The organism is Nocardiopsis gilva YIM 90087 (assembly GCF_002263495.1).
In the GTDB taxonomy this organism is placed as follows: Bacteria; Actinomycetota; Actinomycetes; order Streptosporangiales; family Streptosporangiaceae; genus Nocardiopsis_C; species Nocardiopsis_C gilva.
This window is the reverse complement of the sequence record NZ_CP022753.1, coordinates 345,052-371,870: the sequence shown is the minus strand read 5'-3', so window position 1 is coordinate 371,870 and position 26,819 is coordinate 345,052. Positions and strand designations below refer to the sequence as shown.

At 67.9% G+C, this 26,819-nt stretch carries 24 protein-coding genes, 1 tRNA gene and 1 pseudogene; 18 read left to right on the top strand and 8 right to left on the bottom strand.

Annotation, left to right across the window (positions count from 1 at the left end; all coding sequences use genetic code 11):
* Positions 1–34: 34 nt before the first annotated feature.
* The 7 genes from CDO52_RS01975 (at position 35) to CDO52_RS01945 (ending at position 7,003) form a co-directional block, all read left to right on the top strand.
* On the top strand, positions 35–2,677 hold the full coding sequence (locus CDO52_RS01975; RefSeq protein WP_094932178.1) for a transglycosylase domain-containing protein: 2,643 nt from the start codon (positions 35–37) through the stop codon (positions 2,675–2,677).
* 29 nt (positions 2,678–2,706) lie between these two features.
* A complete protein-coding gene (locus CDO52_RS01970; RefSeq protein WP_017620577.1) occupies positions 2,707–4,146 on the top strand; it encodes a glycosyltransferase family 87 protein in 1,440 nt (479 codons plus the stop codon).
* Between the two features lie 91 nt (positions 4,147–4,237).
* Positions 4,238–4,528, top strand: coding sequence for a 30S ribosomal protein S6 (gene rpsF, locus CDO52_RS01965; RefSeq protein WP_026126145.1), 291 nt, complete (start codon positions 4,238–4,240; stop codon positions 4,526–4,528).
* 64 nt (positions 4,529–4,592) lie between these two features.
* Positions 4,593–5,156 carry a single-stranded DNA-binding protein gene (locus CDO52_RS01960; RefSeq protein ID WP_094932177.1) on the top strand — a complete coding sequence of 188 codons (564 nt, stop codon included), beginning with the start codon at positions 4,593–4,595 and terminating at the stop codon, positions 5,154–5,156.
* Positions 5,157–5,232: 76 nt separating this feature from the next.
* On the top strand, positions 5,233–5,469 hold the full coding sequence (gene rpsR, locus CDO52_RS01955; protein WP_017620575.1) for a 30S ribosomal protein S18: 237 nt from the start codon (positions 5,233–5,235) through the stop codon (positions 5,467–5,469).
* A gap of 28 nt (positions 5,470–5,497) precedes the next feature.
* Positions 5,498–5,944, top strand: coding sequence for a 50S ribosomal protein L9 (gene rplI, locus CDO52_RS01950; protein WP_017620574.1), 447 nt, complete (start codon positions 5,498–5,500; stop codon positions 5,942–5,944).
* 186 nt (positions 5,945–6,130) lie between these two features.
* Positions 6,131–7,003, top strand: coding sequence for a peptidoglycan recognition protein family protein (locus CDO52_RS01945; RefSeq protein ID WP_017620573.1), 873 nt, complete (start codon positions 6,131–6,133; stop codon positions 7,001–7,003).
* A 25-nt stretch (positions 7,004–7,028) separates the two neighbouring features.
* Here CDO52_RS01945 and CDO52_RS01940 read toward each other — a convergent pair whose 3' ends face one another.
* Positions 7,029–8,381 carry an MATE family efflux transporter gene (locus tag CDO52_RS01940; protein ID WP_026126144.1) on the bottom strand — a complete coding sequence of 451 codons (1,353 nt, stop codon included), beginning with the start codon at positions 8,379–8,381 and terminating at the stop codon, positions 7,029–7,031.
* 332 nt (positions 8,382–8,713) lie between these two features.
* Between CDO52_RS01940 and dnaB the strand changes: the two genes are divergently transcribed.
* Positions 8,714–11,323, top strand: a complete 2,610-nt coding sequence (gene dnaB / locus CDO52_RS01935) for a replicative DNA helicase (RefSeq protein WP_017620571.1) — start codon at positions 8,714–8,716, stop codon at positions 11,321–11,323.
* 46 nt (positions 11,324–11,369) lie between these two features.
* Here dnaB and CDO52_RS01930 read toward each other — a convergent pair whose 3' ends face one another.
* A complete protein-coding gene (locus tag CDO52_RS01930; protein ID WP_033301466.1) occupies positions 11,370–11,837 on the bottom strand; it encodes an Lrp/AsnC family transcriptional regulator in 468 nt (155 codons plus the stop codon).
* A gap of 109 nt (positions 11,838–11,946) precedes the next feature.
* On the opposite strand from CDO52_RS01930, the gene CDO52_RS29355 reads away from it, so the two are divergent.
* Complete coding sequence (locus CDO52_RS29355; RefSeq protein WP_017620569.1) at positions 11,947–12,162, top strand: DUF2000 family protein; 216 nt, start codon at positions 11,947–11,949, stop codon at positions 12,160–12,162.
* Here the strand turns inward: CDO52_RS29355 and CDO52_RS01920 are convergent.
* The 5 genes and pseudogenes from CDO52_RS01920 to upp form a co-directional block, all read right to left on the bottom strand.
* Positions 12,159–12,392, bottom strand: a complete 234-nt coding sequence (locus tag CDO52_RS01920) for a hypothetical protein (protein WP_026126143.1) — start codon at positions 12,390–12,392, stop codon at positions 12,159–12,161. The genes CDO52_RS29355 and CDO52_RS01920 overlap by 4 nt on opposite strands.
* Before the next feature lie 300 nt (positions 12,393–12,692).
* Positions 12,693–13,208 (bottom strand): PH domain-containing protein, encoded by a 516-nt coding sequence (locus CDO52_RS01915; RefSeq protein ID WP_017620567.1) that lies wholly within the window; start codon positions 13,206–13,208, stop codon positions 12,693–12,695.
* 16 nt (positions 13,209–13,224) lie between these two features.
* The gene (locus CDO52_RS27975; RefSeq protein WP_017620566.1) at positions 13,225–13,389 is read right to left on the bottom strand and encodes a hypothetical protein; all 165 of its coding nucleotides are present in this window, start codon (positions 13,387–13,389) and stop codon (positions 13,225–13,227) included.
* Positions 13,390–13,531: 142 nt separating this feature from the next.
* A pseudogene (locus CDO52_RS01910) lies at positions 13,532–13,726 on the bottom strand (hypothetical protein); the annotation flags it as partial.
* Between the two features lie 520 nt (positions 13,727–14,246).
* On the bottom strand, positions 14,247–14,900 hold the full coding sequence (upp, locus tag CDO52_RS01905; protein WP_017620564.1) for a uracil phosphoribosyltransferase: 654 nt from the start codon (positions 14,898–14,900) through the stop codon (positions 14,247–14,249).
* Positions 14,901–15,187: 287 nt separating this feature from the next.
* On the opposite strand from upp, the gene CDO52_RS01900 reads away from it, so the two are divergent.
* From CDO52_RS01900 to CDO52_RS01865, 7 genes are all read left to right on the top strand, one after another.
* Complete coding sequence (locus tag CDO52_RS01900) at positions 15,188–15,694, top strand: tRNA adenosine deaminase-associated protein (protein WP_026126142.1); 507 nt, start codon at positions 15,188–15,190, stop codon at positions 15,692–15,694.
* Positions 15,695–15,735: 41 nt separating this feature from the next.
* On the top strand, positions 15,736–16,233 hold the full coding sequence (locus CDO52_RS01895) for a tRNA adenosine deaminase-associated protein (RefSeq protein ID WP_094932176.1): 498 nt from the start codon (positions 15,736–15,738) through the stop codon (positions 16,231–16,233).
* A complete protein-coding gene (locus CDO52_RS01890; protein ID WP_017620561.1) occupies positions 16,230–16,730 on the top strand; it encodes a nucleoside deaminase in 501 nt (166 codons plus the stop codon). The genes CDO52_RS01895 and CDO52_RS01890 overlap by 4 nt, the downstream gene beginning before the upstream one ends.
* Before the next feature lie 10 nt (positions 16,731–16,740).
* Positions 16,741–16,825 (top strand) — tRNA-Ser (locus tag CDO52_RS01885).
* A gap of 506 nt (positions 16,826–17,331) precedes the next feature.
* Positions 17,332–18,123 carry a DUF3558 domain-containing protein gene (locus CDO52_RS01880; protein ID WP_017620560.1) on the top strand — a complete coding sequence of 264 codons (792 nt, stop codon included), beginning with the start codon at positions 17,332–17,334 and terminating at the stop codon, positions 18,121–18,123.
* Between the two features lie 378 nt (positions 18,124–18,501).
* On the top strand, positions 18,502–19,305 hold the full coding sequence (locus tag CDO52_RS01875) for a hypothetical protein (protein ID WP_017620559.1): 804 nt from the start codon (positions 18,502–18,504) through the stop codon (positions 19,303–19,305).
* A gap of 463 nt (positions 19,306–19,768) precedes the next feature.
* A complete protein-coding gene (locus CDO52_RS01865) occupies positions 19,769–20,572 on the top strand; it encodes a hypothetical protein (RefSeq protein WP_017620558.1) in 804 nt (267 codons plus the stop codon).
* Positions 20,573–20,808: 236 nt separating this feature from the next.
* Here CDO52_RS01865 and CDO52_RS01860 read toward each other — a convergent pair whose 3' ends face one another.
* The gene (locus tag CDO52_RS01860; RefSeq protein ID WP_017620557.1) at positions 20,809–21,573 is read right to left on the bottom strand and encodes a hypothetical protein; all 765 of its coding nucleotides are present in this window, start codon (positions 21,571–21,573) and stop codon (positions 20,809–20,811) included.
* Positions 21,574–21,730: 157 nt separating this feature from the next.
* Between CDO52_RS01860 and pglW the strand changes: the two genes are divergently transcribed.
* Both pglW and CDO52_RS01850 read left to right on the top strand, forming a co-directional pair.
* Positions 21,731–26,164 carry a BREX system serine/threonine kinase PglW gene (gene pglW / locus CDO52_RS01855; protein WP_094932175.1) on the top strand — a complete coding sequence of 1,478 codons (4,434 nt, stop codon included), beginning with the start codon at positions 21,731–21,733 and terminating at the stop codon, positions 26,162–26,164.
* Between the two features lie 280 nt (positions 26,165–26,444).
* A complete protein-coding gene (locus tag CDO52_RS01850) occupies positions 26,445–26,786 on the top strand; it encodes a DUF6507 family protein (RefSeq protein WP_017620555.1) in 342 nt (113 codons plus the stop codon).
* The last annotated feature ends 33 nt before the right edge of the window (positions 26,787–26,819 follow it).

Genomic DNA, 26,819 nt, shown 5'->3' with positions numbered 1-26,819 from the left:
AGGCCATCGGCCGATCAGAAGCAATCGAGGACGCGTGAGTACCGAAAGACGACGGAGCGCCGGCGGGCGCCGCCGGGCAGATGGCTCGGGCGACGCCCCGCGCGGCAACGGCGGTAGGCGCCGGACCCCCGGTCCGGCCGGGGACGAACGCGCCGCCGGGAGCCGCAGGGCACGTGGAGACGATAGCGGTGGTTTCTGGGACGACGAGCGCCCGCCGCGCCGCCGACCGGCCGAGGCGCGGTCCGGTGGCGGCCCACGCGAGGGCGCCCGTCGTCGCGGCGAATCGGAGCGGGGTGGCCGACGCGCCGCATCCCACGGAGCACGGTCGGAGGGTGGACGCCGCGCTGCCGCGTCCGGCGGTGGCGGCCGACGCCGCCCGCCGAACCGGGATGATTACGACGAGTACGACGAGCGCGGCCCGGTCCGCCGCTTCTTCGCCAAGGTGTGGAAGCCGGCGCTGGTCACCTGCGCGCTGCTCTTCATCGCCGGTGTGGCTGTGCTCGGCGTGATGTACGTGCGGACCCCCGACCCGGAGGGTATGCCGGCCAAACTTGAGGCCCACATGGCCGCGACGACGGTCGAATTCGCCGACGGCTCAGAGGCGGTTACCAGCGGTGACATCAACCGGCAGCCGGTGAAAATCAACGAGGTCCCGCCCAGCGTGAAGGACGGCGTGCTCGCCTCCGAGCAGCGCAACTTCTACGAAGAGCCAGGCATCTCCATCACGGGTACGGCGCGCGCCATCCTCACGGGCGGCACCAAGGGCGGCGGTTCCACCATCACCCAGCAGATGGCCCGTAACTACTACCAAGGCCTCTCCCAGGACCGCTCCTACACGCGCAAGCTCAAGGAGATCCTGATCGCGATCAAGGCGGGGCAGAACATGGCTCCCGAAAAGATCCTGCAGCAGTACCTCAACACCATCTACTTCGGTCGGGGCGCCTATGGGATCCAGGCGGCCTCCCAGGCCTACTTCGGTAAGGAGGTCAAGGACCTCGACTACGCCGAAGGCGCGTTGCTGGGCGCCATCATCCAGCAGCCGGGCAACTTCGAGAACGTCAACTCCGACGAGAAGATGGAGAAGATCCTCCGGGGCCGGTGGCAGTACTCCGTCGACGGTCTCGTGGAGATGCACGAGAACGACCCCAAACTGGGGCTTTCCAAGGAGAAGGCTGACCAGCTCAAGTTCCCCGAGATCATCGAATGGGACACCGGGGATCAGTACGAGGGGTACAAGGGCTACATCAAGACCGCCGTCGCCAACGAGCTCGAACGCCGCTACGGCCTCAATGAGCAGGACATCGCCACCGGCGGGTACACGGTGAAGACCTCCCTCGACAAGGATCTGATGGAGGCGGCAGGCAAGGCCTTCGAGCAGGTGCTGCCGAACAACCCTGAGGAGACCGTCGAGGGCTTGGCCGCTGTCGACCCCGAGACCGGGGAGATCAAGGCGTTCCACGGCGGCGACGACTTCACCAAGGAGACCGACAACTCGCTGATCCGTACTGCTCAGGCGGGTTCGTCGTTCAAGCCCTACGTGCTCGCCACCGGACTCTCCAAAGACATCGGGCTGAAGAGCGTGTTCGACGGCGACTCCCCGAAGGAGTTCCCGGGCCTCGGCGAGCCGGTGCAGAACGACAGCAACAAGTCGTACGGGCCGGTCAACCTGGTCAAGTCCACTGCGGACTCGATTAACACCGCCTACGTGCAGCTCGCCATCGAGGCGGGGCCGTCTGACGTGGTCGAAACCGCCAAGGCGGCGGGTATCCGCAAGGAGCGGTTCAAGACCGCCGCGCTTGGCCCCAACATCGCGCTGGGTACCTACCGGGTGTCCGCGCTCGACCAGGCGTCCGGGTTCGGCGTGTTCGCCAACGAGGGCAAGTACATCGAGCGGCACATGATCACCAAGGTCACCAAGCGCGATGGCAAGGAGCACCACCCTGTCGACACCGACAAGGTCTCCGAGGGCCCCAAGCGCGCGTTCTCCGAGGACGTCGCCGCTGACGCCACCTACGCGATGACGCAGGTCGTCGAGGATGGCGGTGGCAAGAGCGCCGCCCTGCCGGACGGCCGTCCGGTGGCCGGTAAGACCGGTACCTCGAACAGCGCCAAGTCGGCGTGGTTCGTCGGGTTTACCCCGCAGCTCTCCGTCGCGGTGGGCCTGAGCCGCACCGACGACGGTAAGCTCAAGCTCCCCGACGTCGAGAACAGCGGCCAGGGCATCTACGGTGGCACCACCTCGGCCAAGGTGTGGCGGGCCTTCATGATCGAGGCTATGAAGGGTGTCGATCAGAAGGAGTTCCCGCCGCCCGCCTGGGTGGGCGACGAGCAGAACTTCGGTCCGGAGCCCGAGCCTGGGGCTTCGGAGTCGCCCGAGCCGGAGACTTCGCAGTCCCCTGAACCCACGGCCTCGCAGTCGCCCGAACCCACCGCGTCGGCGTCCCCCGACCCCGGCGCCACGCAGTCGCCCGACCCCTGCCACCCGCTCGACACCAACTGTGAGCCGTCGGAGCCCGGAGGCGGCGACGGCAATGATCGCGGTGACGGGACCGGCGATGGCAGCGACGGCGGCGGAAGCGGCAACGACGGGAACAACGGGAACGGCAACGGGAACACTGGTGACGGAGGACAAGACGACGGCGATGGCGGCGGCTCGCTCTTCAACACCAGGGAGTGAGACACGTACGTCGTGAGTAAGGGAGAGCAGTGACCTCCACGTCCGGTAGCGCCGGACAGCCGCGTGCCGGCGACGATCACCTGATCGTCGCCGGCACGCGGCGTATCACGGAGCAGGCGACGATGCCCTGGGCGGCACTCGTCGCGATCGGGGTGGCGGGCGCGCTTCTCGGCTACCTCGTCAAGATCCCGTGCCGGTTCGGCGGCGCCTGGCTGTACGGCGGCCAGTACGCCTATGGCTGCTACAGCGACATCTTCCCGCTCTACTACCGGGACGGCCTGGACACCGGCACCGTCCCCTACCTCGATCAGCCGGTCGAGTACCCGGTGCTCATCGGTGGGCTGATGCACGTCATCGGCCGAGCCGTCTCCTGGCTGCCCGACACCACGGCGCGTGCGTTCTCCTACTTCGATCTGACGGCCCTCGTCATGGGCGCCTGCCTGGTGGCCGTGGTGCTGGGAACGGGCTACCTGGTCGGTCGCGGCGGCGTCAGGGCCGTAGACCGCCTCGACGATCGCTCCTTCGACCGGCGCGCGGCGCTTCTCGCGGGCGGCTTCGTCGCCCTGGTCCCGGCGGCGTTCCTGGCCGCCTACATCAACTGGGACCTTTTCGCCGCGGCGCTCCTGACCGGCGGGCTCGTCGCCTACGCGCGCGGATGGCGGTGGCGCGCCGGTGCGCTCGTCGGGCTCGCCGTCGCCGCGAAGTTCTACCCCTTCCTGTTCTTCGGTCCGCTGTTCGTGCTCATGCTGCGCGACCTGTGGAGGCGGAGGAACAGCGATCCCTACAGCGACGAGGACCCTGCGGCTGCGGGACACGGCACCACTCGCGGCGCGGTCTCACCGGCAGACTTCCTGCGCACACTTGGCGGTGCGCTGATCGCCTGGGCTGCCGTCAACGTCCCCGTCCTCCTCGCGGCACCGACCGGCTGGGCGACGTTCTTCAAGTTCAGCAGCGAGCGTGGGACCGACTGGGGGTCCGTCTACTACGTCCTGGGCGGGTTCGGGCTGTTCAACAGCGGGGACGGTGACCTCGTCAACGTCACCGGCACCCTGTTGTTCGCCGCCGCATGTGCCGGGATCGCGCTGCTGGGCCTCCTCGCGCGCCGACCGCCCCGCCTGGAGCAGCTGCTCTTCCTCACGGTGGCGGCGTTCCTGATGACGAACAAGGTGTGGTCGCCGCAGTTCGTCCTCTGGCTGATCCCCCTCGCGGTCCTCGCCTGGCCGCGCACCATCCGGCCATGGCCCGCGATCGCCGTCTTCGGGCTGTGGCAGGTCGCGGAGGTCGGCTACATCTTCGGGATCTGGCAGCACCTGCTCTACGTGACGACGCAGGCAGAGGGAGCCACAGCCGCCGCCGGGCTCGACTTCACCGGATACGCCGTGGTGTCCCTGGGGCGCCTGACGACCCTGGGCATCGTGTGTGCGCTGGTGGTGGCGGACTGTCAGAGAAAGGGCGATTCCGCCTCTTGACAACTGGTAGCCTTGGCTTTCGTCTGGCTAAAAGCCCTCCTGCCATGGAGAGACCATGGCCGCGATAGTCCAGAGGAGGTTACGAACGCCTATGCGTCGTTACGAAGTCATGGTCATCCTCGACCCCAACCTCGACGAGCGTACGGTCTCCCCGTCGCTGGAGCAGTTCCTGGGCGTCGTCCGCAACGACGGCGGTTCGGTCGAGAAGGTTGACGTCTGGGGGAAGCGCCGCCTTTCCTACGACATCGCCAAGAACTCCGACGGCATCTACGCGGTGATCGACCTCACGGCCGAGCCCGCCACCGTCAAGGAGCTGGACCGTCAGCTCAACCTCACCGAGGCCATTCTGCGCACCAAGGTGCTCCGCCCCGAGGTGCACTAGCGCGGTCCGCGTCACCGCGTCCGTCCGTACGCCTGACCCGACTACTTCCAACCGGAGCCAACCCATGGCAGGCGAAACCCAGATCACGCTCGTCGGCAACCTTGTCGACGACCCTGAACTGCGCTTCACTCCCAGCGGGGCGGCGGTCGCGAACTTCCGCGTCGCCTCGACCCCGCGTATGTTCGACAAGCAGAGCGGTGAGTGGCGAGATGGCGAGTCCATGTTCCTCACCTGCTCCGTCTGGCGGCAGTACGCGGAGAACGTCGCCGAGAGCCTGCAGCGAGGCATGCGCGTCATCGTGCAAGGTCGCCTCAAGCAGCGGTCGTACGAGACCAAGGAAGGCGAGAAGCGCACCGTCTTCGAGATCGACGTCGAAGAGGTCGGCCCCGCTCTGCGTAGCGCCACCGCCAAGGTGACGAAGACGCAGCGCCAGGGTGGCGGTTTCGGTGGCGGCGGCGGATACGGCGGCGGTCCCCAGCAGGGCGGCGGAGGCTACGGCAACCAGGGGGGCGGCTTCGGCGGCCCGCAGGGTGGCCGGTCCGGTCCTCCCGCCGACGACCCGTGGGCGACCAACGGCGGCGGCGGTGGCTTCGGCGGCGGAGGATTCTCCGACGAGCCGCCGTTCTAACACCGTTTCCAGCGGTATTTCTGTCCGATTGACCATCCCCGGAGGTATCCGGGGCTCTTGAACAAGGAGCACCACGATGGCGAAGCCGGCAGTGCGCAAGCCCAAGAAGAAGGTTTGCCTGTTCTGTCAGGAGAAGCTGTCCTACATCGACTACAAGGACACGACTCTGCTGCGCAAGTTCATCTCCGACCGCGGCAAGATCCGTGCGCGTCGGGTGACCGGCAACTGCACCCAGCACCAGCGCGATGTCGCGACGGCGATCAAGAACGCCCGCGAGATGGCGCTGCTGCCCTACACCAGCACCGCTCGCTAACCGGGGAATTCCGAGGGAGGTATTAGTCGTGAAGCTGATTCTGACCCACGAGGTCAATGGTCTCGGTGCCCCGGGCGACGTCGTTGAGGTGAAGGACGGCTACGGTCGCAACTACCTGCTGCCCCGCGGGTTCGCCATCCGGTGGACGCGCGGTGGGCAGAAGCAGATCGACTCGATCCGCCGCGCCCGTTCCGCCCGCGACATCCGCAACCTGGACGAGGCCAAGGAGATCGCCGGCCAGCTGGGCGCGATGGACGTCAAGCTGACGCAGCGCGCCGGCCAGGGCGGCCGCCTGTTCGGCTCCGTGACCGCGGCCGATGTCGCCGACGCCGTCAAGGCTTCCGGTGGCCCGGCCGTCGACAAGCGCCGGATCGAGATCCGCAACCCGATCAAGTCCGTCGGCGACCACAAGGTGGAGGTCCGCCTCCACCCTGAGGTCACCGCGACGATCGCGCTGGAGGTCGTCGGCGCCTGACGCCGATCTGCCTTCGAGCACGCCGCTTTCGAGCGCTTCAGAGTCCCGTCCCCTCCCGGGGGCGGGACTCTTTTGTGTTTCACCAGTTCAGGACACACCGAAAAGCAGAAGGTGATCGCTTGATCACCATTTGCGACCTATCGTTCAAGGAGGAGCTACTTCCGCACAGGAAGGATGAGGGCTGGTATGTCAGACCGACCGTGGAACGATGATGACCAGGGCCGGGGCGTCTCACGTAGAGGTGCTCTGCACACGGCGGCCCTCGCGGCCGGTGGAGCACTGCTGGGGGGCGCGGCCGTCCTGGGGGACCCCGAGGACGCCGTGGCTGCGGCACGACCCTACATCTACACCCGCAGCCAGTGGCGCGCCCGCTCGGCACGCCGATCGGCCAAGGTGTTGAGCAGGGGACCGGACCGGATCGTGGTGCACCACACCGCCTCGTCCAACTCGTCCAACTACAGCAAGAGCCACGCGGCGGCGCTGTCCCGCGCCATTCAGCGCCACCACATGGACACCAACGGGTGGGACGACATCGGTCAGCAGCTCACGATCAGCCGGGGCGGCTACGTCATGGAGGGCCGAAACCGGGTGCTCTCGGCGCTCCAGGGGCGCGACCACGTGGTCGGCGCACACACCGCCAATCACAACGCTCACACTATCGGCATCGAAAATGAAGGCACTTATAACTCGGCCACGCCGCCGCGTGCCCTGATGGATGCCCTCACCGACACCTGCGCGTGGCTGTGCTCGCACTACCGGCTCAACCCCTACCGGGCCATCGTCGGGCACCGCGACTACAACTCCACCACCTGCCCGGGCGACAAGCTGTACTCGATGCTTCCGGAACTGCGCAAGAGCGTCGCCCAGCGGATGAGCACCCTGCTGCCCCTGCAGGTGCGTGTGGACGACCTGCAGCTGCCGCTGAACCTCCTACCCGCGTCCCTGGAGGTGCCGAGCGGCGTGAGCGGCGATCGGGTCGCCGAGTTCTACCACGGTCCCGCCCTCAGCAAGCGGGAGGCCGAGCGCTGGGCGGTGAGCCCGAACGTGCGGCTGGGCTGAGCCGACACGGTGAGCCGGGCGGCGGTCAGGGGCGTGTGGCCCCGGTGACGAGCCACGCGCTGCCACGAGCCCGCAGCCCGAGGGTCAGGCCGCGCGCGCAGATCCACACGCCGAAGGCCACCCACAGCCGGAACAGTCCGGTGTCGGCGCCTTCGGGGGTCGTCCACAGCACCAGGGCGGCCAGCGGCAGGAAGACGAGCATCGTCCAGAGACTCGCCCAGGCGAGATAGCGCTGGTCCCCGGCACCCATGAGGATCCCGTCGAGCACCATCACCACGCCGCTGACCGGCTGCAGGACGGCGACCAGGAGGAGCGTGCTCAGGATGAGCGCGTGTACCTGCGGGTCGGTGGTGAACGGTAGCGGCGCCCACGGGCGGATCAGCAGCACCAGCGCGCCGAACAGCAGGCCGATGAGCACGCCCCACTCCACCATGCGCCGTGTGGCGGCCCTGGTTCCGGTGCGGTCGCCCGCCCCGAGGTAGCGGCCGATGATGGCCTGCCCGGCGATCGCGATGGCGTCCATCGCGAACACGAGCAACGACCAGATCTGGAACGCCACCTGGTGGGCGGCGATCTCGTGGTCGCCGAGCCGGGCCGCGACCGCCGTCGTGACCACGAGCACCACACGTAGCGACAGGGTGCGGGTGAACAGCGCGACGCCCGCTGCGGCCGAGGCCTTCACCCCGTCGAGGTCGGGGGCCAGCGCGACGCCGTGGCGTTGCGCCGCCCGGACGACCACGGCGACGTAGACCACCGCGCCCGCCGTCTGGGCGATGACCGTCGCCCAGGCCGAACCGGCGATGCCCCATCCCAGCCCGAGCACGAACGTGACGGCGAGCGCGATATTGGCCAGATTGGACGCGACCGAGACGACTAGTGGCGTTTTCGCGTTATGTAGGCCCCGCAGGACCCCGGTTCCCGCCATAATGATGAGGAGCGCCGGCGTGCTCAGGAGACTGATCCGCAGGTACGTGAGCGCGTAGGGAGCGACGTCCGGAGAGGCGCCGAGGACCTGCACCAGCCATGGTGCCGACACCTGCCCGACGACCACCACGGCGATGCCGATGATCAGCGCCAACCACAGCCCATCGATCCCGTTGCGGATCCCGCCGGGCATATCCCCGGCGCCGAACTTGCGGGCCACCGCCGCGGTGGTGCCGTAGGCGAGGAAGATGCACAGGTTGGCGAGGGTCATCAGGACCTGACTCGCGACCCCCAGGCCACCCAGTGCCTGTGTGCCGAGGGTGCCGACGACGGCGGAGTCGGTCAGCAGGAAGAGCGGTTCGGAGACGAGCGCGAAGAACGTCGGGACAGCGAGATGGAAGATCTCCCGGTCGTGGACGTGCCGGAACGGTGGCGCGGAGAGCAGCTTGGGCATGGCCATGCCACGGTAGCGGACAGGCGTTCGAGGGGGTGCGACGAGATCCACAGTGCGGGGTGCTGCTTGTGGATAACTTGTGGACAGGGGGGTGTGAACTTTCTTTCATGCACACCCCGTGCATAGCGTTTCCGCAGGTCACATAGCATGTGTGCCGGTGTCGGGGAAGTTATCCACAACCGTTGTGCACAAGCTATCCGCAGAAACACGCGGTTCGTCCACAGGATCTCCCCAGCTGTATCCACAGGCTGCTTTGCATCAGCTGTCCCCAGTCGCGACAATCCAAGTCCCGGCATGGGCGTCGTGTCGGTCGGGTCCCAGGGGGAGAGTACGTGAGCGTCGCTGATCATACGCCGGAGGACGGCAGCGGTTTCGACCGCACCCCTCCGCATGACATCAAGGCGGAGCAGAGCGTGCTCGGCGGCATGATGCTCTCCAAGGAAGCCATCACCCAGGTCGTGGAGATCGTCCGCTCGCACGACTTCTACCGCCCGGCCCACCAGACCATCTTCGACTCCATCGTCGACCTCTTCGCCCGCGGCGAGCCGGTCGACGCCATCACCGTCAACGCCGAACTCACCAAGCGCGGCGAGGCGGCCCGCGTCGGCGGCGCCGTGTACCTGCACACTCTGACCGAGTCCATCCCCACCGCGGCCAACGCCGGCTACTACGCCAACATCGTCTCCGACCGCGCGATCCTGCGCCGCCTGGTCGAGGTGGGCACCCGCATCGCCCAGATCGGCTATGTGGGCGACGGCGAGGTCGACGACCTGGTCGACCACGCCCAGGCCGAGATCTACAAGGTCGCCGAGAAGCGCACGGGCGACGACTACCTGCCCCTCAGCGACATCATGCCGGGCGCCCTCGACGAGATCGAGGCCATCTCCGCCCACGACGGCTCGATGACCGGTGTCCCCACCGGCTTCACCGACTTCGACCAATTGACCAACGGTCTCCACGCGGGGCAAATGGTCATCATCGCGGCACGTCCGGCCGTTGGTAAGGCCCTGGCTCTGGACACGCCGCTCCCCACGCCCGACGGGTGGACGACGATGGGGGAGGTCGAGGTTGGGAGCGAGTTGATCGCGACCGACGGCTCACCGACGCGCGTGGTCGCCGCCACCGAGGTGATGAAGGGCCGTCCGTGCTACGAGATCACCTTCGACGACGGAACCGTGGCCGTCGCCGATGCCGAGCATCAGTGGCTGACTGACACTCGTGCGTCTCGTAGATCCGCGCATTGCGCCGCGACCGGATACAACCGGTATCGCAACCAGCGCACCTTCCCCGAGGTCCGGACGACCGAGGAGATCGCACGGACTCTGCGGTGCGAAACCGCCGACGGTCGGCTGAACCACTCCGTGGTCAACGCCGAAGCCATGGACCTCCCCAAGCGGGAGCTCCTTGTCCCGCCCTACTTCCTTGGCGCGTGGCTCGGCGACGGGGCTTCCTCAACGTCTCGCATCACCACCGTGGACCCGGAAATCCTCCGGAACATCGAGGACGAGGGCCTGATCACCAAGCCCGTGGGGGCGACAAAGCACTCCTTCGGAGTCTTCCTCCCCCAAGAGGACAGTCCGTCAGTCCAGCGGAGCTGCGTGGTCTGCGGCACGCCCTTCACGCCGAAGCTTCCGCACGTGCGGAGCTGTGGCCAGTCCTGCGGCGGCGAGGCCCGATTCGTCTCGGATCCCGTCCCACAGGCGTCCTGCACCGATTGCGGACGTCCGTGCTTCGCGCAGTCCCGGTGCCGTGACTGCATCGATGATCACGGGAGCCTGCAGGCGCTGCTCCACAAGATCGGGGTCTTGGACAACAAGCACATTCCCGCCGACTATCTGCGAGCATCGGTCCAGCAGCGCAAGGCGCTTCTGGCCGGACTCCTCGACACGGACGGAACGGTCAACGCGAACGGATCCATTCAGTTCGCCGTCACGAATAGGCGTCTGGCCTACGACGTTCGGGAACTGGCCCACAGCCTGGGCTACCGGTCGGGGATGTCAACGAAGCAGGTCAAGGGTCGTACTGCGGATTCCTCGACCTGCTACACGATCACCTTCGGCTCGCATGAGAACGTCTTCGGGATCAGCCGCAAGGCGAAGGCCCATCACGAGCGGAGCGAAGGCCGGAACTACTGCAGGATCGGTTCCCGTTTCATCACCAGCGTCCGTGCGGTGGACAGCGTGCCCGTCCGCTGCGTTCAGATCGACCATCCGAGCCACCTGTACCTCGCCACCCGGTCGATGATCCCGACCCACAACTCGACCCTGGCCTTGGACTTCGCCCGGGCGGCGTCCATCAAGAACCAGTTGACCTCGGTCTTCTTCAGCCTGGAGATGGGCCGCAACGAGATCGTCATGCGGTTGCTCTCGGCCGAGGCGCGGGTGCCGCTGCACACCATGCGCTCGGGGCTGATGACCGACGACGACTGGGCGCGGCTGGCCCGCCGGATGGGCGAGGTCGCGAGCGCACCCCTGTTCATCGACGATTCGCCGAACATGTCGATGATGGAGATCCGGGCCAAGTGCCGCCGCCTCAAGCAACAGCACGACCTCAAGCTCATCATCGTCGACTACCTGCAGCTGATGAGTGCCTCCGGCCGGGTGGAGAGCCGCCAGCAGGAGGTCTCGGAGATGTCCCGGTCGCTGAAGCTGCTGGCCAAGGAGCTCGAGGTACCGGTCATCGCGTTGTCCCAGCTGAACCGTGGTCCGGAGCAGAGAACGGACAAAAAGCCCCAAGTTAGCGATCTACGCGAAAGCGGGAGCATTGAGCAGGATGCGGACATGGTCATCCTGCTCTACCGCGAGGATGTCCACGACAAGGAGTCCCCTCGGGCGGGCGAGGCAGACCTGATCGTGGCCAAGCACCGTAACGGTCCCACCGCGACGGTGACCGTGGCATTCCAGGGCCACTACAGCCGATTTGTCGACATGGCGCCCGGGTGATCAGTCGACCGTAGGCACCGGCTCGGCCAGGGCCTGGCCGGTGGCTTCACTTCTCGGGGTCGGGCAGACAGCCGAGCACGTTGTTGTGGGTGCTTTCGAAGATCACCGAGGTGCGGAATCCCGCGATCTCCTTGCGCTTGCTGAGCCGGTCGAGCAGGAACGAGTGCAGTAGGTCGAGGTTCTGTACGGCCACGTGCAGCACGAAGTCGTCCCCTCCGGCCAGCACGAACACGGAAAGCACTTCGGGCAGGCGGGCGACGCTGTTCTTGAACTCCACGATGACGGATCGGTTCAACGGCCGGACCTGGACCGAGACGAGGGCCTGGACTCCCCGATTGAGTGCGTTCATGTCGACCTCGGCGTGGTAGCCGCGGATCACGCCGCGGCGTGTCAGTGTGCGCACCCGCTCCAGGCAGGTGGACGGTGCGACGCCGAGTCTGCGGGCGAGCTCGCGGTTCGAGAGCCGTGCATCCGATTGGAGGAGTCGGATGATCTCCGAATCAAGTTCGTCCATGGTCGGGATTCTCGCATTGATTTCGGCCATTTGTTCATTAATATCCCGAATTCATCGATCGACTGAGTAGCGTCTTGGCGAGTCTTTCGATCGAATGAGGTGAAGCGAAATGTCGCTGCGGACCAAGCTCGTCCTTGTTGTCGATGAGCGTCTGGACCGGGCTCAGGCGACGAACGCGGCCGTAGTGACCGGTCTCAGCATGGGCGGGCGGCTGCCCGGGGCGGTCGCGGCGGACGGCAGGAGAAGTAGCGGCGGGGACGGAAACACGAGGGGGCCGACCACCCGTAGGTGGTCGGCCCCCTCGTCGGGCGTCTCGGGGTCCTAGGCCCAGCGGGCCTCGGGACGGGTACGTCCGTTCTTGTCGGTGACCAGGACCCAGCTCAGCTTCGGCGAGCCGGAAGCGATGGTCTCCGTCGTCTCACGCGGTTCGGGCATTGCGACGCTCTGCTGGCCACGGGCACGGCTGACGGCCGTGCGGGGCGCGGAGGGACGGACCCGGCGGCGTGCCGGGGCGGGGCGGCTGGTCTGCGGCGCTCGGCTGACCCTGCGAGTCATGGCGACACCCCCCTCGTTCGTCTATCAGAGGACATCAGTTAACCGTCTGTTCACCTTGAAGTCAATCCCGATTCGCCGCCGTGTGTCCCGAATGATGCGGTGCGATGCTCTGAAAGCCCTGCGGTTAGGGGGAAACGCCTCTGACAGGGGTGTGAGATCGGTGGTGAGGATCACGCGCTGGGCGGGGTGCCCAGGAGGTGAACACCCGGAAGGTGAACATCCGGGTCGCGGGCAGCCGAAGGCGCGCACAAAGAAGCGCCCACCGGGGGCGGGCGCGTCAGAGCGTGGTTGCGGCGGGCGTCAGCCCTTGTCGGGGAAGATCAGGCCCACGACCTCGAGGTAGAGCTGTTCCGGGTAGGGAACGAAGTTGATCCGGCTCAGCGCCTGGTCCTGACCGGCCGACTCCATGACGAAGGTGCCGTACCCGAGGAACCGGCCGATGATCGAGCGCTCGAAGCGCATGTCGGTGACCTTGCCCAGCGGCATCATGTTCACCTGCCGGGTGATCAGCCCCGTGGTCAGCAGCAGGCGCGCCGAGGTGATGACGAAGTAGTCGACCGACCACTCCGCCACGCGCCACACGAACCAGACGAGCACGAGCAGCCACAGCCACCAGATGACCGCCAGAGCCGCTGAGCTGGAGGCGATGGCGGTGTTGCTCACGATGCCCGCGAAGATCAGTGCGCCGAGGACCGTGGCCACGGGTGTCATCAGCACGGCCGGATGCCGCCGGATGGTGACGACATCCTGTTCGTGCGGTAGCAGGTAGCGGTTGACCGATGCGGGGGCACGGTTGGTCGGAGCTACGAGCTTCATGGCCGATCGACCTTCTTTACGCGCTCAAGGCGTTGACGAAGCGGGACAGGGATTCGGCTGCGGACATGAGCCCGCCCAGGCCGGTCTCGATGACCCCTGCCGCACTTTCAGGCTGGGTGAGCAGATAAAACGCAACGAACGCGATGAGGGCGTACCCCAGCCATTTTTTCAACTTCGCCATGAGCGAACTCCCCAAGAATGCATCCGACCCACTGACCCAAGCTGATTGTTACACCGACAATCAGCGCCGTAAAGCCAGATGCCCGGCATCGGCGTGGCGTTCCCCGGACACGCGTGTGGTCTTGATCACGGTGTGCCCGCGGTCAGCGGCGCTCGGCGAAGGCGAGGGCGAGCACCTGGAGGTGCTGGCGCGCGATGCGCTCCACCAGGTCAGGAGTGGCCTTCCCGGTGACCTCCCACGCCCCGTGCCGGGCGGCGTCGACGCATCTGGTCACGGTCGCCTGCTGGTGGACACCGGCGAACTCGGCCGCCAGACGGTCGACGACGGGGTGAAATCGCGTGGCACTGCGGCTGTCGCGGTTTCGGTCTTCTCGGGCATCTCACTCCTTGAGGGGAAGGGTGATCGTTGTCGTTCCGTACCCACCGGACTGCGGTCGGTGAGCGTGTGGGGGTTCGAACGGCGGCTCGCGATGGTCAGTGGAGGTCCGTCAGGGGAGGACGGTGCCGATGATGTGGGCCGAGGGGGCCTGGGGTGCTGCTCGGGTGGACAGTGTCCCGGACGTCCTGGGTAGGAGTACGGACGCTGTACCCGCCATGATCACTCTAATGTGTCACGTCTCCGTCTCAGAATGAATTCGGCTAAGCCAGATCGTCGTGTCGCGCCGATCTGGATCCGGGCTTTCACTTGCTCAGATGTCGGGGTGTCCCGTGTGCTTCCCTGTTTTCGGACGTTCATTCATGGAGATCCGGAAAGATACAAAAAAGCGCCCGGCCGTAGCGGTCGGGCGCGTCGCGCGCGGGGTCCAACGCAGTGACTGAGCGCGGAGCCTGGGCGGGTCGGACGTGGGAATTCGGCGGTCAGGAGCAGCCGTAGAGACGATCCCCCGCATCCCCGAGGCCGGGGACGATGAATCCGTTGTCGTCCAGCCGCTCGTCGACGGCGGCCGTGACCACGCGCAGGGTCGCTCCGTGGTCTGCCTGCAGGGTTTCGGTCAGCTTCTTTTCCACCGCGCTCAGGCCCTCAGGCGCCGCCAGCAGGCAGATCGCGGTGATGTGATCGGCGCCGCGGTCCACCAGGAGCTTCAGCGCGGCGGCCAACGTCCCTCCGGTCGCCAGCATCGGGTCGAGCACGTAGCACTGCCGCCCGGACAGGTCCTGCGGGAGCCGGTCGGCGTAGGTGGCGGGCTGCAGCGTGCGCTCGTCGCGCGCCATCCCCAGGAACCCGATCTCGGCGGTCGGGAGCAGCCGGGTCATCCCGTCGAGCATGCCGAGCCCGGCGCGCAGGATCGGCACCACCAGCGGGGTGGGCCGGGTCAGCTGGACGCCGGTCATCGGCGTCAGCGGAGTGTCCACGGTAACGTCGGCGACGCGCACGTCCCGGGTCGCCTCGTAGGCGAGCAGCGTGACCAACTCGTCGGTGAGTCGGCGGAACGTCGGCGAGTCGGTGTGCACGTTGCGCAGGGTCGTGAGCTTGTGCGCGACGAGCGGATGGTCGACGACCAGGGTTTCCATTGAACACTCCGGATGAGCTGGGCAAACGGGCGGGGAGTCGGCGTCCGAGTCTAATGGTGTGCGCGGGGGCGACGGATCCGTGAGTGACGATTCGGGTTTGAGTTCCTAGGTCCCGTTCTGCCGAGGGCGGGATGTCCGTTCTAATAGGACGTGTGAGCGCGGACTTTTATCACGGTGACAGGCCATCCGGGGCGGAGCGTGTCGTGGACGAGAACGGAGACCACCATGACGCCGCACCGGCCGATCTGCGATCCTGGCCGAACAATGGCCTGCCTGGTGGGGTGACGATGACGGATCTCGAACCGAGCGATGATGACGAATCCGGCGACTTCGCAGCCGTGGCCTACCGGGAAGAGGAACTCTGGGACGTCTACTGTCTTCCCGAAGCGCTGTCCCAGGACTTCCCCGGTCTGTTGCACGCACTGCGGCAACAGCCGAGTATCAGCGGTGCCATCGGCCTCGTCTCGGTGGGCGACGACTTCTTCCTCATCATCCGCGTCTACGGCCGAGACGATGTCAGTGTCTTCCTCTCCGACGTGACCGCGTCCATCGACTGGCAGGTGGCCCGGGAGGTCTTGGACTATCTGGAGATCAATGTCCCGGACGACGAGGACCTGGACCAGGTGTTGCCCGCGGGCGACCTGTCGATCCTGGCCGACCTCGGTATGGACGAGATGGAACTCGGGGCGCTGGCCGGTGACCTCGACCTGTACCCCGACGAGGTCTTGGCGAGCATCTCGGAGCGGCTGGGATTCCAGCAGGCGTTCCAGCGTGCGCTGGACGGGATGGGGTAGGGATTCCTGCGGCTGGACCCGGGAGAGGACGGGAGCGGACGGTGCCGATCTTCTCGGTTCTCTTCTTCCGCGCGGCCGGCGTGTGGAGGGGAGAAGAGGTGGACCTGGCGGAGGCGGAGAGCATCGACGACATCGCCGATCTCATGCGCGATGTCGCCGCCGCCCACGACGCCGAGGCGGTCGAGGGGACCATGGTCCTGCTGATGGAGGCGGACGACGAGTGGTTCGGCGTCATCCGCGTCGATAACCATGCCGATCCGCGCGTGTTCCTGTCCGACGTCCGCGTGATCGGCGAGTACCCGGTCGCGACCCTCCTGCTGAACAGCGGGAACGTCCACGCCCCGGAGGTGCCGGAGGGCACCGGCCAGCGCCCCTACCCCGACCCCGGCGGTGACGAGGATCTGCTGGCCGACCTGGGCACGTCGGGCACGTCCCTGCTGTCGCTGGCGGTCGGCGAGGGCCGACTGCCGAGTGACGTGCTGGCCGATCTCGCCGCGCGGGCCGGGTTCGGCGACGTGCTGGATACGTTGCGCGTATGAACGCGACGGAACGGGCCATGGGGCGCGCCGAGATCGACGCGGCGCTGCGCCTCGCGCTGGCCGAAAGCGAGCTCACCTCCGGCAGCGAGGACGTGCCGGTGGGTGCCGTGGTGCTCGACCCCGAGGGCGTCCTCATCGGCTCGGGGCACAACGAGCGTGAGGCCGTCGGCGACCCCACCGCGCACGCCGAACTCATCGCGATCCGTGCCGCCGCCCGGCATCTGGGCGAATGGCGTCTGACCGGCTGCACGCTGGCCGTCACCCTGGAGCCGTGCACGATGTGCGCGGGCGGCATCGTGCAGGCGCGCGTCGCGCGCCTCGTCTACGGTGCGCGGGATGCCAAGGCCGGCGCGGTCGGCTCGCTGTGGGACGTGGTCCGCGACCGGCGGCTCAACCACCGCCCGGAGGTCATCCCGCCCGACCTTGTGAGCAGCGACATCGCGGAACGATGCGGCGGAGTGCTGACCGAGTTCTTCTCACGCCGTCGTTTCAGGTAGACTCGCCCGCGGTGGATTCGCCTAGTGGCCGATGGCGCCCGCCTCGAAAGCGGGTAAGGGGCAACCCTTCGAGGGTTCGAATCCCTCATCCACCGCGTGTGGCCGCCCTGGTACTCCAGGGCGGCCATTTCATTTGATCGCCAGGGCCGTGCCGGATCCGGCTCCCGCCCCCCGGTCCGCGATCCGCGCCGCCGCGTGTCTCGGCCCCGTCAGGGCCGACGCGTCGTCCCCCGTCTGCGGGTAGGTAGATACCGGAGGGAAACGCATGAGCGAAGGGTCACCGTCACCCGAACCGCCCCGGCCTCCGTACGGATCGCAGGAACCGCCGCAGGATCCGCAGACGCCCGAGGGGCCTAGCCAGGGACGTCCGCAGATGCAGCCGCCGCTTCCGGCGGGTCCGGGCGGTCCCGGCGGGCAGGGCGAAGAGGGAGGACCGTCGGATCCCGGCGGTGCGGGGGCTGCGGGTGGTCCTGGTGCGCCCTCCGGCCCTCCTGGACCACCGGCCCCTCCGGGCTGGTACGGCCCCTCGGCCCCGGGCGGCCCGAGCGGCTACGGCGGACCAGGTGGACCGGGTGGTCCTGGCGGCTACGACTGGCCGCCCATGCCCGGCGGCCCGGGGATGGGCGGGGACTACCCGCCCCCGCCGAAGCGGACCGGCCTGTGGATCGCGCTCGGTGTCGGCGCGGTGCTGCTTGTGCTCACCCTCGTCGGTGTGGTCATCACCCTTGCGGTGAGCGGCCTCTCCGGCTCCCACGAGGCGGACCGGCCCCGCTCGGAGAAGAGCGATGGCGGCAATCCGTCCGAGGACGCCGACGGCGCACAGGACCCCGGCAGCGACCCGTCCCGCTACACGGGTCCGGACGAGCCGACGAAGGTGGAGATCGGCTCCGCACCCCACAAGCTCCCCAAGGACCCCTGCGCCGCCCTCTCGAAGGAGACCCGGGTCGGCCTGGGGATCGACGGCGAGAAGGGCGAGGCCACGGAAACCGCGGACAGCCTCTCGATCTGCAACTGGTACCACCTGGCCGATGACGGCACCTTCCACAACGTCCGGATCACCTACACGCTGCCGCCGGACGACAACACGTCGGTCTCCAAGGCGGAGTACCTCTACAACTTCTACGCCGAAGAGGGCGTGGGCATCCTCGGCGACCGTGTCGAGGACGAGAAGTCCGACGTCGGTGACGAGAGCATCGTCGTGCTCACCAAGATGGACGACGAGGGCCACCACGAAGCGACGGCGCTGGTCCGCAAGGACAACATGATGATCGAGGTCGACCGCGGAATCAGCCCCAACAAGTCGGACACCTCCGGCGAGCCGACCATGCGCTGGGCCGACGTCCAGAAGCTGATGCCCGAGCTGGGCCGCCAGGCGCTCAACAACGTGGGTTGACCGGCCAGGATCGACCGGCCGGGTCCGATGCGCTGTCAGATACATCGGATGAGAGGGTCGCACTGTTTTTGGTGTTTCCCGATCAACAGCTCCCCATCCACAGGGAGTCCCCAGTCGAAGGAAGATATGAGCGAAGGTCCCCAATCCCCGATGCCCCCGTCCCAACCGCCCCGGCCTCCGGCCGGTGGCCCGGGATACCCGCCGAACAACCCGCCGTACCCGGGCGGACCCGCGGGTGCTCCGCCTGGCGGGCCGGGGTATCCGCCCGCTCAGGGGTGGCCCGCGCACCAGGGGTTTCCGCAGGGCGGGCCGCCGGTGCAGGGCGGTCATGGGCCGCCCGGCGGGCCGGGTGGGCCGTACGGGCCCGGAGGCCCGGGCATGCCGCCTGGACCCCCGCCGCCCAAGAAGCGGACCGGTCTGTGGATCGCGCTCGGTGTCGGCGCGGTCGCCCTGGTCCTGGTGATCGTCGGCGGCATCGCGCTGGTGGCGCTCAGCGGGTCCGATGAACCCGCCGCCCGACGCGATCCCCAGGCCGCGGACGGGCCCGCCGGGAGGGACGAGCCCACCGACGGCGCGGCGACCGAGGACAGCGAGCCCACCAAGGACGGCCGGGACGGTGACGACTTCGCGCGCTACACCGGCCCTTCCACTCCGACCAAGGTCGACATCGGCGCCGGGCCTTACAAGCGCCCGAACTCGAAGGACGTGTGCTCCGTCTTCACCGACGAGACGCTGGACGGACTCGGTATCGAGGAGGAGGGCAGCTTTAACGAGAACGAGAGCATCACAAGCTGCCACTGGAGCCGACTCGCCGATGACAGGAGCTTCCACACCCTGTCGGTCCAGTACTCGGTGCCGCCGGACAACAACGCGTCGGTCCCCCAGGCCAAGAACATTTACAAGTTCCAGGCGGAGCGTGGCATCGGCATCATCGGTGAGCGGGTCAAGGAGAAGAAGACCGATGTCGGCGACGAGAGCCTGGTCGTTCTCACCGACATGCCGAGCGGTGCCGTCGACAGGCAAGCGACAGTGATCGTCCGGGCCGAGAACATGATCGTGGAGATCGAACGCGGCATCGGACTGTCCGACGACGCCCCGGCCGACGCGTCGGCCCTGGAGTGGGACGACGTTCAGAAGATCATGCCGGAACTGGCACGCCAAGCGGTCAACCACCTCGGCTGACGTCGACCCGCGCCCTTCCGGGAACCCCGCCACTCGGCGCCGGATCACCGGCGCCCTGTGGCGGGCCGGTCTAACGTCGGCTGAACGGCCAGGGGTGACCGTCCGTAGCCGATGTGTCGAGTATCGGCGTCGAATGAGACGGTTGACCGGTTTCATGCGGTTTTCCGGTCAACCCGCTCCCTGACCGCAGGGAGCCTTCGAGTCGAAGGACGATATGAGCGACCACTCCCAGCCTCCGATGCCTCCGTCCCAGCCGCCGCCCCCGCCGGGCGGCCCGGGATACCCGCCGCTCCCTGGTGGACCCGCGGGTGCTCCGCCTGGTGGGCCGGGGTATCCGCCCGCTCAGGGGTGGCCTGCACAGCAAGGGTTTCCGCCGAGCGGGCCGCCGCCGGTGCACGGCGGCAATGGCGCGCCTCCCGGGCCGGGTGGGCCTTACGGGCCCGGAGGTCCTGGTGGGCCGGGGATGCCCGGTGGGTCCCCGCCTCCGCCCAAGAAGCGGACCGGCCTGTGGATCGGGCTCGGTGTCGGTGCTCTCGTCCTGGTTCTGCTGATCGTCGGCGGTGTCGTCGTCGTGGGCATGTCCGGCGACGACGGCTCGAACCAGGGTGACGCGCCGGTGGCGGCCAAGGACCGCGACTCCGAGGACAAGCCCAAGGCCGACGGTAAGGAGGATGAGGACCCGGAGGACTCCGATCCGGACGCCGGATCGCAGCCGGACGGGGCGGACGGCTTCTCCACCTACCGGGGACCCGACGAGCCCACCAAGGTCGACATAGGCTCGGCGCCCTACGGGGTTCCCAAGAACGCCTGCGCGGCCTTCACCGATGAGACCCTGGCCGGCCTGGGAATCGAGGGCGACGGCAGCAATGTGGACATCGGCGACTCCGTCTCCTGCCGCTGGATGAACATGGCCCCCGACGGCACCATGCACACGCTCCGGGTCGAATACTGGGTGCCCCCGGGCGACCAGGAGTCGACCAGCAAGGGCAAGCGCGTCTACGAGTTCAAGGAAGGCGGGATCGCCACCCTCGGTACCCGGTTGGAGGAGGACTCGCTCGACGTCGGGGACGAGAGCAAAGTGGTCCTCGCGGACAGCAGCCTGGAGGAAGGCCAGATGGAGGCGACCGCACTCGTCCGCAAGGACAACATCGTCATCGAGATCGCCCGCGGCGTCCGCACCGACAGCGGCGACGCGGGGCTGGACTACGCGGACGTCAAGGTCCTCATGCCGGAACTCGCCCGCCAGGCGCTCAACAACGTCGACTGACGTGTGTCCGGATGCTCGTCCGGATGACCCCGCCGTCCGGCGTCGGCGATCCGGCGCCGGGTCGGGCCGGTCTAGCGACAGCGAAACCGAACCACGATGACGCCTGCCATCGACACGCGCCGGTGGCAGGCGTCCCCTCCGATCTGACTCCGGAAGTGTGGCATCAAGGAATTGCAGTCGCTGCCCCTCATCGTGGGGCAGCGACCTTGATCACGGCTCTGCCATGGGGGTGAGGGTCAGGTGTCCCATCCCGCGTCAGGATCCAGCCCGAGCCTGCGAGCGATGTTCTTTACGGCTCGACCGTGGTCACTCATCGCGGGATCCATGACCCAGATGTCCTCCGTGTAGGGACGGAAACCCAGAGAACGCCATATCCCGCGAACGCGCTTGAGATCGGCAGCGAGCACGGCGTCATCGCTCTCCTCGTCCTCGGTCAACTCCACAGGGTAGGGACAGACGGCCACCAACCGGGCGTCGCCGCAAATCCAGGGGATAAGTCGAGAGATGAGCAGTCGTCCGACTCCGCCGAGCCCTCTCCACGCGGGTGCGAGGGTGACCCGATCGATGATCAGGACTTTGTTCCCCAACGGCTCGATCATGTCGTCGAGTTTCGGCGCGAGCTGTGCGGGTCGACGTGTTCGCGTGTCAAACATGGGGATGAAATTCGCCATGTCCTGGCTGCGTGCGTCCAATGCGTCGAAGATGTTGCGGACGCGCCAAAGATCGATGACGAGCCCGTCCGCCCTGAGTACAGTGATCGTCTCACCAGGGGACTTCATATCGGAGAGCGATACGCCGTCGTTGAGATGCGACTGGCCGAGTCCATTCTCTTCATCCTCGTCAGTGTCCAGGTGCAGGGTCGCCCAAGCCCGCCACTCCATCGTTCCTGAGTCGGTCACGTCCTCGCCGACCAGTGAGGCAAAACCTTCCTGGTGCAGTTGTACCTCCGGGAGGCCGGCCAAAAGGATCTTGGAGAGGTCATTCGAGGCGTTTGGTGTCATGCGCGCAATTATCCATCTGCGGCATTCACGGAATCGTGGATTCTCGGGAGTAATGCGGCCCAATCGGGGTGATCATGATTTGATCGGCTGGCACGGGCGGCCGGTAAGCTCGTCCACGCCGATCAGCGGTGGATGAGTGTGCACGGAGGGGCGGGAGATGGCAGCGGATCAGGACAACGGTGCACAGCGGCCTGTGCCCAAGCCGGCTCCTCCATGGGTTAAGCGCTGGTATCAGGAGAAGCCATCGCCCCACTCGCACGAACAGGAGGCACTCGACCACGTTCGGAGTCTCATCCCCAAGGCGGAGCCGTACCGGGCGTGGGCCACCTTCGAGTTCACCGCGGCCTCAGGCCGGGTCAACGAGTGCGACCTGCTCATCCTGGTACCCCGCGGGCTCTTCCTGGTCGAGCTGAAGGGGAACCCCGGCCGGGTGGTGAACGACGGCGAGCACTGGATCTTCCACAGCAGCAGTTCCCCGACCCGTCCCCTCCGCAATCCGCTTCACCTGACCAACCTCAAAGCGAAGGAGCTCAAGAACCGGCTCCATTGGGCCGCGAACAAGCTACAGCGTAAGCTCGCCATCCCTCGGGTCGAAGCGGCGGTGTTCCTATCTGATCGGGGACTCCAGTCCGAGCTGGACGAGCAGCAGCGGATCAGCGTGTTCGGCCGGAACGATCGTGTCACCGGCCTGCCGAAGATCTGGGACGACTTCCTGGGGCTTCCGCCTGGCAATGAAACCGAGCAGCAGCGTCGGGCTCGTTTCGAGTTGGCGCGGAACCTGCCGGATCTGATGAAGAAGATCGGGGTGCGCGCCTCCACAGCCCACCTCCGGTTCGGTGATGACTGGGAGCTGTCGAGGCGTCCCGTCGACGGCGGCCAGACCTGGGAAGACCGCCTCGCCACCCGCAATCACCCGATCCGTGAGGAGGGGCGGCTGCGGGTCTACCTGGTGGGTGAGCAGGCGGAGGAGAAGTTCACCCGCGAGGTCTGGCGCGCCGCGGAGCGCGAGTACCAGGTACTGCAAGGCATCAACCACCGGGGCATCGCCCAGGCGCTCCAGTTCCGCGACCACATGGGCGGCCCCGCCATCCTCTTCCGGCATGGCGCTGCCGATCTGCGGTTGGACACCTACCTGGCCAGGTACGGCAGAGAGCTGACCTTGGAGTCCCGCCTCGACCTGGTGCGGCAGCTCGCTGACGCGCTGCGCTACGCCCACAGCCGTTCGCTCTACCACCGGGCGTTGGCCGCGCGGTCGGTCTACGTGACGTGCAAGAGTGACGGTTCGTCTCCGGTGCTGCGCATCATCGACTGGCAGGTGGCCGCTCGGGACTTCGGCACCACGGACCCACACTCCGTCGGCGGCTCCAGCATCCACGCCGAACACGTTGCGGACTCGGCCCAGGTCTACCTCGCCCCCGAGTTCAACGAGCCCTACGCCGACCCGGTGGACCTCGACCTGTTCGGACTCGGCGCCGCCACCTACCTCATCCTCACCGGTCGCCCCCCGGCGGTCGACGCGCCCGACCTGAAACAGCGCCTCCGCGTGGACGGAGGGCTCCGCCCGCGAGCGGTCTCCGACGAGGTACCCGAAGAACTCGACGAGCTTGTGTACTCGGTCACGCGTTCCATGGCGGGCGAGCGCAGTGAATCAGTGGAGTGGTTCATCCAAGGGCTCGACGCGTTCGAGGAGAACCAGGCTGCTGCGGACGACGACGCCGAGGTGGGCACCGATCCGCTGACGGCTCTACCCGGCCAGCACGTCGCACGCGGGTGGACCGTGGAACGGGTCCTGGGAACGGGCGCCACGTCGCGTGCGCTCCTCGTGCGCGTGGACACCGTGGACGCTGAGGGGCAGGCGCACACCGAGACGCGTGTCCTCAAGGTCGCCTTGGACGAGGAGCGGGCGGCCCGGCTCCGTGACGAGGCGGAAGCGCTGAAGGTCGTCGGTGGCGGCGCGGTCGTGCGGCTGTACGAGGGCCCACTGCACCTGCACGGGCACACGGCCCTGCTGTTGGAGTCGGCGGGCGAGCAGTCACTCGACGCGCGCCTGCGCTCGGATGGCCCACTCACGTACCACCAGCTGTCCCGGTTCGGCGACGACCTGTTCGCCGCCCTTGACCAGCTCGCCGGCCACGGTGTCCGGCACCGTGACATCAAACCCGACAATCTCGGCCTGTTCCAGCGCGCCGACCGGACCTGGCAGCTCAAGCTGTTCGACTTCTCGCTGGCCAAGGCGTCGGACACCGACATCACCGCCGGCACCCGCGGTTACCTCGACCCTTTCCTCGGTTCGCACCCGCGCCGCGAACGCTACGACGACGCCGCCGAGCTGTACGCGGCGGCGGTCACCCTGCACGAGATGGCCTCGGGTGAACGCCCCCGGTGGGGCGACGGGATGTCCAGCGCAGCGATGCTCGAGGACGAGATTCCTCGCCTCGCCACCGAGCTGTTCGAGTCGGCATTGCGCCAAGGACTCACCGAGTTCTTCGAGCGGGCGCTGCATCGCGACGTCGACCACCGCTTCGAAACGTTGCAGCAGATGCGCGACGCCTGGCGGGCCATGTTCACCACGGCCGAAGCGACCGGACCGGTGAGCACCCCGGCGACGATCGAGGCGGCGTCCGGCGGTGACGCCTCCGTCCAGGAGGCGCGCGAGCTGGCTGCTGAGACCGCCGAGCTCGACACCCCGCTGGGGGCGGCCGGGCTGTCGCCCGCGGCCGAGTCGGCGGCGAACGCCCTCGGCGCCACAACGGTGGGTGAACTGCTGGAGATCCAGCCGTACAAGATCTCGAAGGCGCGTGGGACGGGACGGCGGTCCCGCAAGGAGCTGAACCTGCGGCACCGCCAGTGGCGGAACCGACTCGGTCAGCAGGCCGCTGCGGGTTCCGTCCCCGCCTCCGCGAGTGGGAAGGACGCGACGACCGAGTCGGTCCTGCCGTCGAAGATGGGCGTGGAAGAGCTCGCGGCGCTGGCCACTCCGGAGCCGGGTGGCAGGGGTGCCCGATCGGACGTGCTGCGGCTGCTGCTCGGCCTGCCCGGTGCGGACGGGGTGCCCTCGCCTCTGCCCCCATGGTGCACGCAGAGCGAGGTGGCCGCGCACCTCGACATCAAGCAGCCCACGGTTTCGCGGCATCATCGATCGGCGATCGCGAAGTGGGCGGCAACGCCCGAACTGACCGAGCTGCGCGACGAGCTGGTCGACCATGTTCGCGCCGTCGGTGGCGTCGTCACGTCCGAGGAGCTGGCCGCCGAACTGCGTGTGCGCCGCGGTTCGCTGGAGGAGGAGCGGGACGCGCGCTGTACCGAGGCGCTGGCGCTGGCCGTGATCCGGGCCGCGGTGGAGGCGGAGACGTGGGACGGCAACGCGGAGGACAGCGACCCGCGACTGGCCGTCGCCCGGCGGGGAGCCCGTGTGCTGGTCGCCGCCGAGCCGCAGACCGGCACGGAGAACGCGGCCCCCGCCGCCCTCGCCGACTACGCCAAGGCGCTGGGCGAGGCCGCCGATCGCTTGGCCGGCGCGGACCCGTTGCCGGGGAGGTCGGCGGTCCTTCGCGACCTTCGTGCGGTGTCGCCCCCGGAGGGGATGGCGCCCCTGGCCGACACCCGGATGGTGGCTCTCGCGTCGGCTGCCTCCGGTGGCGCGCTCTACTCGCCTCGTTTGGAGCTGTACCCGCGTGACCTTGACCTGGCCCGTGCGCTGCGCATCTCGCAGGCGGCGGCCGGGGTACAGCGTGACGTCGGCATCACCGTCGACCAGCTGCTGCGTCGGGTGCAGTCCCGGTTCCCCGGCTTGGAGCTGGACTGCCCCACCCGCCCACAGGTGGAGAACGCGCTGCGCGAGGCCGGATTCCAGCTGGAGTACGACTCCGCGGACAACCGGTTCCGCCCGCCCGCGCCCTCAGCGGTCGAGAGCGGGACCACCGCCTCGTCCACCGGGCTCTACGCGGGAGGCGGCGCGGCACGAGTCGCGGTCGCGTCGGCCGCCGCCGGACGCGATCCGTGGGAGATGCTGGCAGGTCAGCTGGAGGAGTCCATCCGCAAGGGCGGCTTCCTCGCGCTCACCCTGCGCGGCAAGCGCCTGCCCGGTACGGCCGACGCTCTGACGTCCGCTTACGGTCTGTTCCCGATTGCCCTGGGAGCGCGGTTCCTGGCCGAATTCCGTGAGCTGACCACACAACAGGGAGCCAGCTGGGACGCCGTACTGACCCACGATGCCCGCTTCGCGGCCGACGGATGCATGACCCAGGGCCTGCGCACGTACGTCCGGAAAGCCTGGCAGCGAACCGGAGAACGGCTCCACGAGCAGATCGCCGACGCCGGTCCCCGGACGGTCGTACTCCTGCATGACGCCGGTCTGGCGGCGCGCTATCACGACGTCGGAGGGTTCGAGCTGATCACCAGCCTGCAGAACGCGGCGCGGCGGTCGGGAGACCTGCCGCACGGCCTGTGGCTGCTGTGCCCCGGCGATTCCTCCCAGTCGGCACCCCAGCTGGACGGCCGCATCGTCGAGGTGCTGGGCGACCACGAACGCGCCGCCCTGCGTTCCCCGCTCCTGGACCGCCTGGCGGAGGCAGGGGCAGCGACCGCCTGAGGCCCCGACGGCGGGTTGCCGCCCGTGCGACTATCGGGCGGGATCGGGCACGGGTGGACCCAGTACGGCGGCGTGGCCCCAACAACCGCATGGTCGGCGTACTGCGCGGGTGAGGGTCGGCCCGGGTGGGTTTTGTACTGACGCCCCACACCTGGCCGGAGTCGGTCACCCCCGGGTGTGCTTGGGGCTCGCGGATGTCACTACCGTTGTGTAGTCGTATTCGGGCAATCAGTAATAGCTGTTTCGGCTTTCAGATCGCCGCGAGGGAGGACAGGAACGAATGAGCGGGTGGGATATCGATCCCGACGGGGTCGGCTCGGTCCTGCAGAGCGTGGGAGGGATGATCGGCGGCGAGGACGGCGGGGGCGGCCTGGTGGCCACGACGGCCAGTGTCGGCGAGGGCCTGACGTATGCATCCAGCTGTGCCAACAGCAGCCCGATCAGCTACGCCCTGCAGGGCTTCCTTGAGGCCTACGGTGCCAAGGCTCGGGCGATGACCGCCAAGAGCGTGAGCGCGGTCGTGGGGTGCGGGGAGGCGACCACCGCCTATATCGACGGCGATCTGGAGATGGCGGCTGAGGCCCAGTCCAGCGCGAGCCACGTGGGCGACCTCAACCTCTGAACCCTTCACCCCGCGACCCGTCACCCGCACCCC

What these genes read in the sequence shown, in the direction of transcription:
- rpsF (WP_026126145.1), top strand. Translation starts at nt 4,238, where the DNA reads ATGCGTCGTTACGAAGTCATGGTCATCCTCGACCCCAACCTCGACGAG.
- CDO52_RS01960 (WP_094932177.1), top strand. Translation starts at nt 4,593, where the DNA reads ATGGCAGGCGAAACCCAGATCACGCTCGTCGGCAACCTTGTCGACGAC.
- rpsR (WP_017620575.1), top strand. Translation starts at nt 5,233, where the DNA reads ATGGCGAAGCCGGCAGTGCGCAAGCCCAAGAAGAAGGTTTGCCTGTTC.
- CDO52_RS01945 (WP_017620573.1), top strand. Translation starts at nt 6,131, where the DNA reads ATGTCAGACCGACCGTGGAACGATGATGACCAGGGCCGGGGCGTCTCA.
- CDO52_RS01940 (WP_026126144.1), bottom strand. Translation starts at nt 8,381, where the DNA reads ATGCCCAAGCTGCTCTCCGCGCCACCGTTCCGGCACGTCCACGACCGG.
- CDO52_RS01930 (WP_033301466.1), bottom strand. Translation starts at nt 11,837, where the DNA reads ATGGACGAACTTGATTCGGAGATCATCCGACTCCTCCAATCGGATGCA.
- CDO52_RS29355 (WP_017620569.1), top strand. Translation starts at nt 11,947, where the DNA reads ATGTCGCTGCGGACCAAGCTCGTCCTTGTTGTCGATGAGCGTCTGGAC.
- CDO52_RS01920 (WP_026126143.1), bottom strand. Translation starts at nt 12,392, where the DNA reads ATGACTCGCAGGGTCAGCCGAGCGCCGCAGACCAGCCGCCCCGCCCCG.
- CDO52_RS01915 (WP_017620567.1), bottom strand. Translation starts at nt 13,208, where the DNA reads ATGAAGCTCGTAGCTCCGACCAACCGTGCCCCCGCATCGGTCAACCGC.
- CDO52_RS27975 (WP_017620566.1), bottom strand. Translation starts at nt 13,389, where the DNA reads ATGGCGAAGTTGAAAAAATGGCTGGGGTACGCCCTCATCGCGTTCGTT.
- upp (WP_017620564.1), bottom strand. Translation starts at nt 14,900, where the DNA reads ATGGAAACCCTGGTCGTCGACCATCCGCTCGTCGCGCACAAGCTCACG.
- CDO52_RS01900 (WP_026126142.1), top strand. Translation starts at nt 15,188, where the DNA reads ATGACGGATCTCGAACCGAGCGATGATGACGAATCCGGCGACTTCGCA.
- CDO52_RS01890 (WP_017620561.1), top strand. Translation starts at nt 16,230, where the DNA reads ATGAACGCGACGGAACGGGCCATGGGGCGCGCCGAGATCGACGCGGCG.
- CDO52_RS01880 (WP_017620560.1), top strand. Translation starts at nt 17,332, where the DNA reads ATGCCCGGCGGCCCGGGGATGGGCGGGGACTACCCGCCCCCGCCGAAG.
- CDO52_RS01875 (WP_017620559.1), top strand. Translation starts at nt 18,502, where the DNA reads ATGCCGCCTGGACCCCCGCCGCCCAAGAAGCGGACCGGTCTGTGGATC.
- CDO52_RS01865 (WP_017620558.1), top strand. Translation starts at nt 19,769, where the DNA reads ATGCCCGGTGGGTCCCCGCCTCCGCCCAAGAAGCGGACCGGCCTGTGG.
- CDO52_RS01860 (WP_017620557.1), bottom strand. Translation starts at nt 21,573, where the DNA reads ATGACACCAAACGCCTCGAATGACCTCTCCAAGATCCTTTTGGCCGGC.
- pglW (WP_094932175.1), top strand. Translation starts at nt 21,731, where the DNA reads ATGGCAGCGGATCAGGACAACGGTGCACAGCGGCCTGTGCCCAAGCCG.
- CDO52_RS01850 (WP_017620555.1), top strand. Translation starts at nt 26,445, where the DNA reads ATGAGCGGGTGGGATATCGATCCCGACGGGGTCGGCTCGGTCCTGCAG.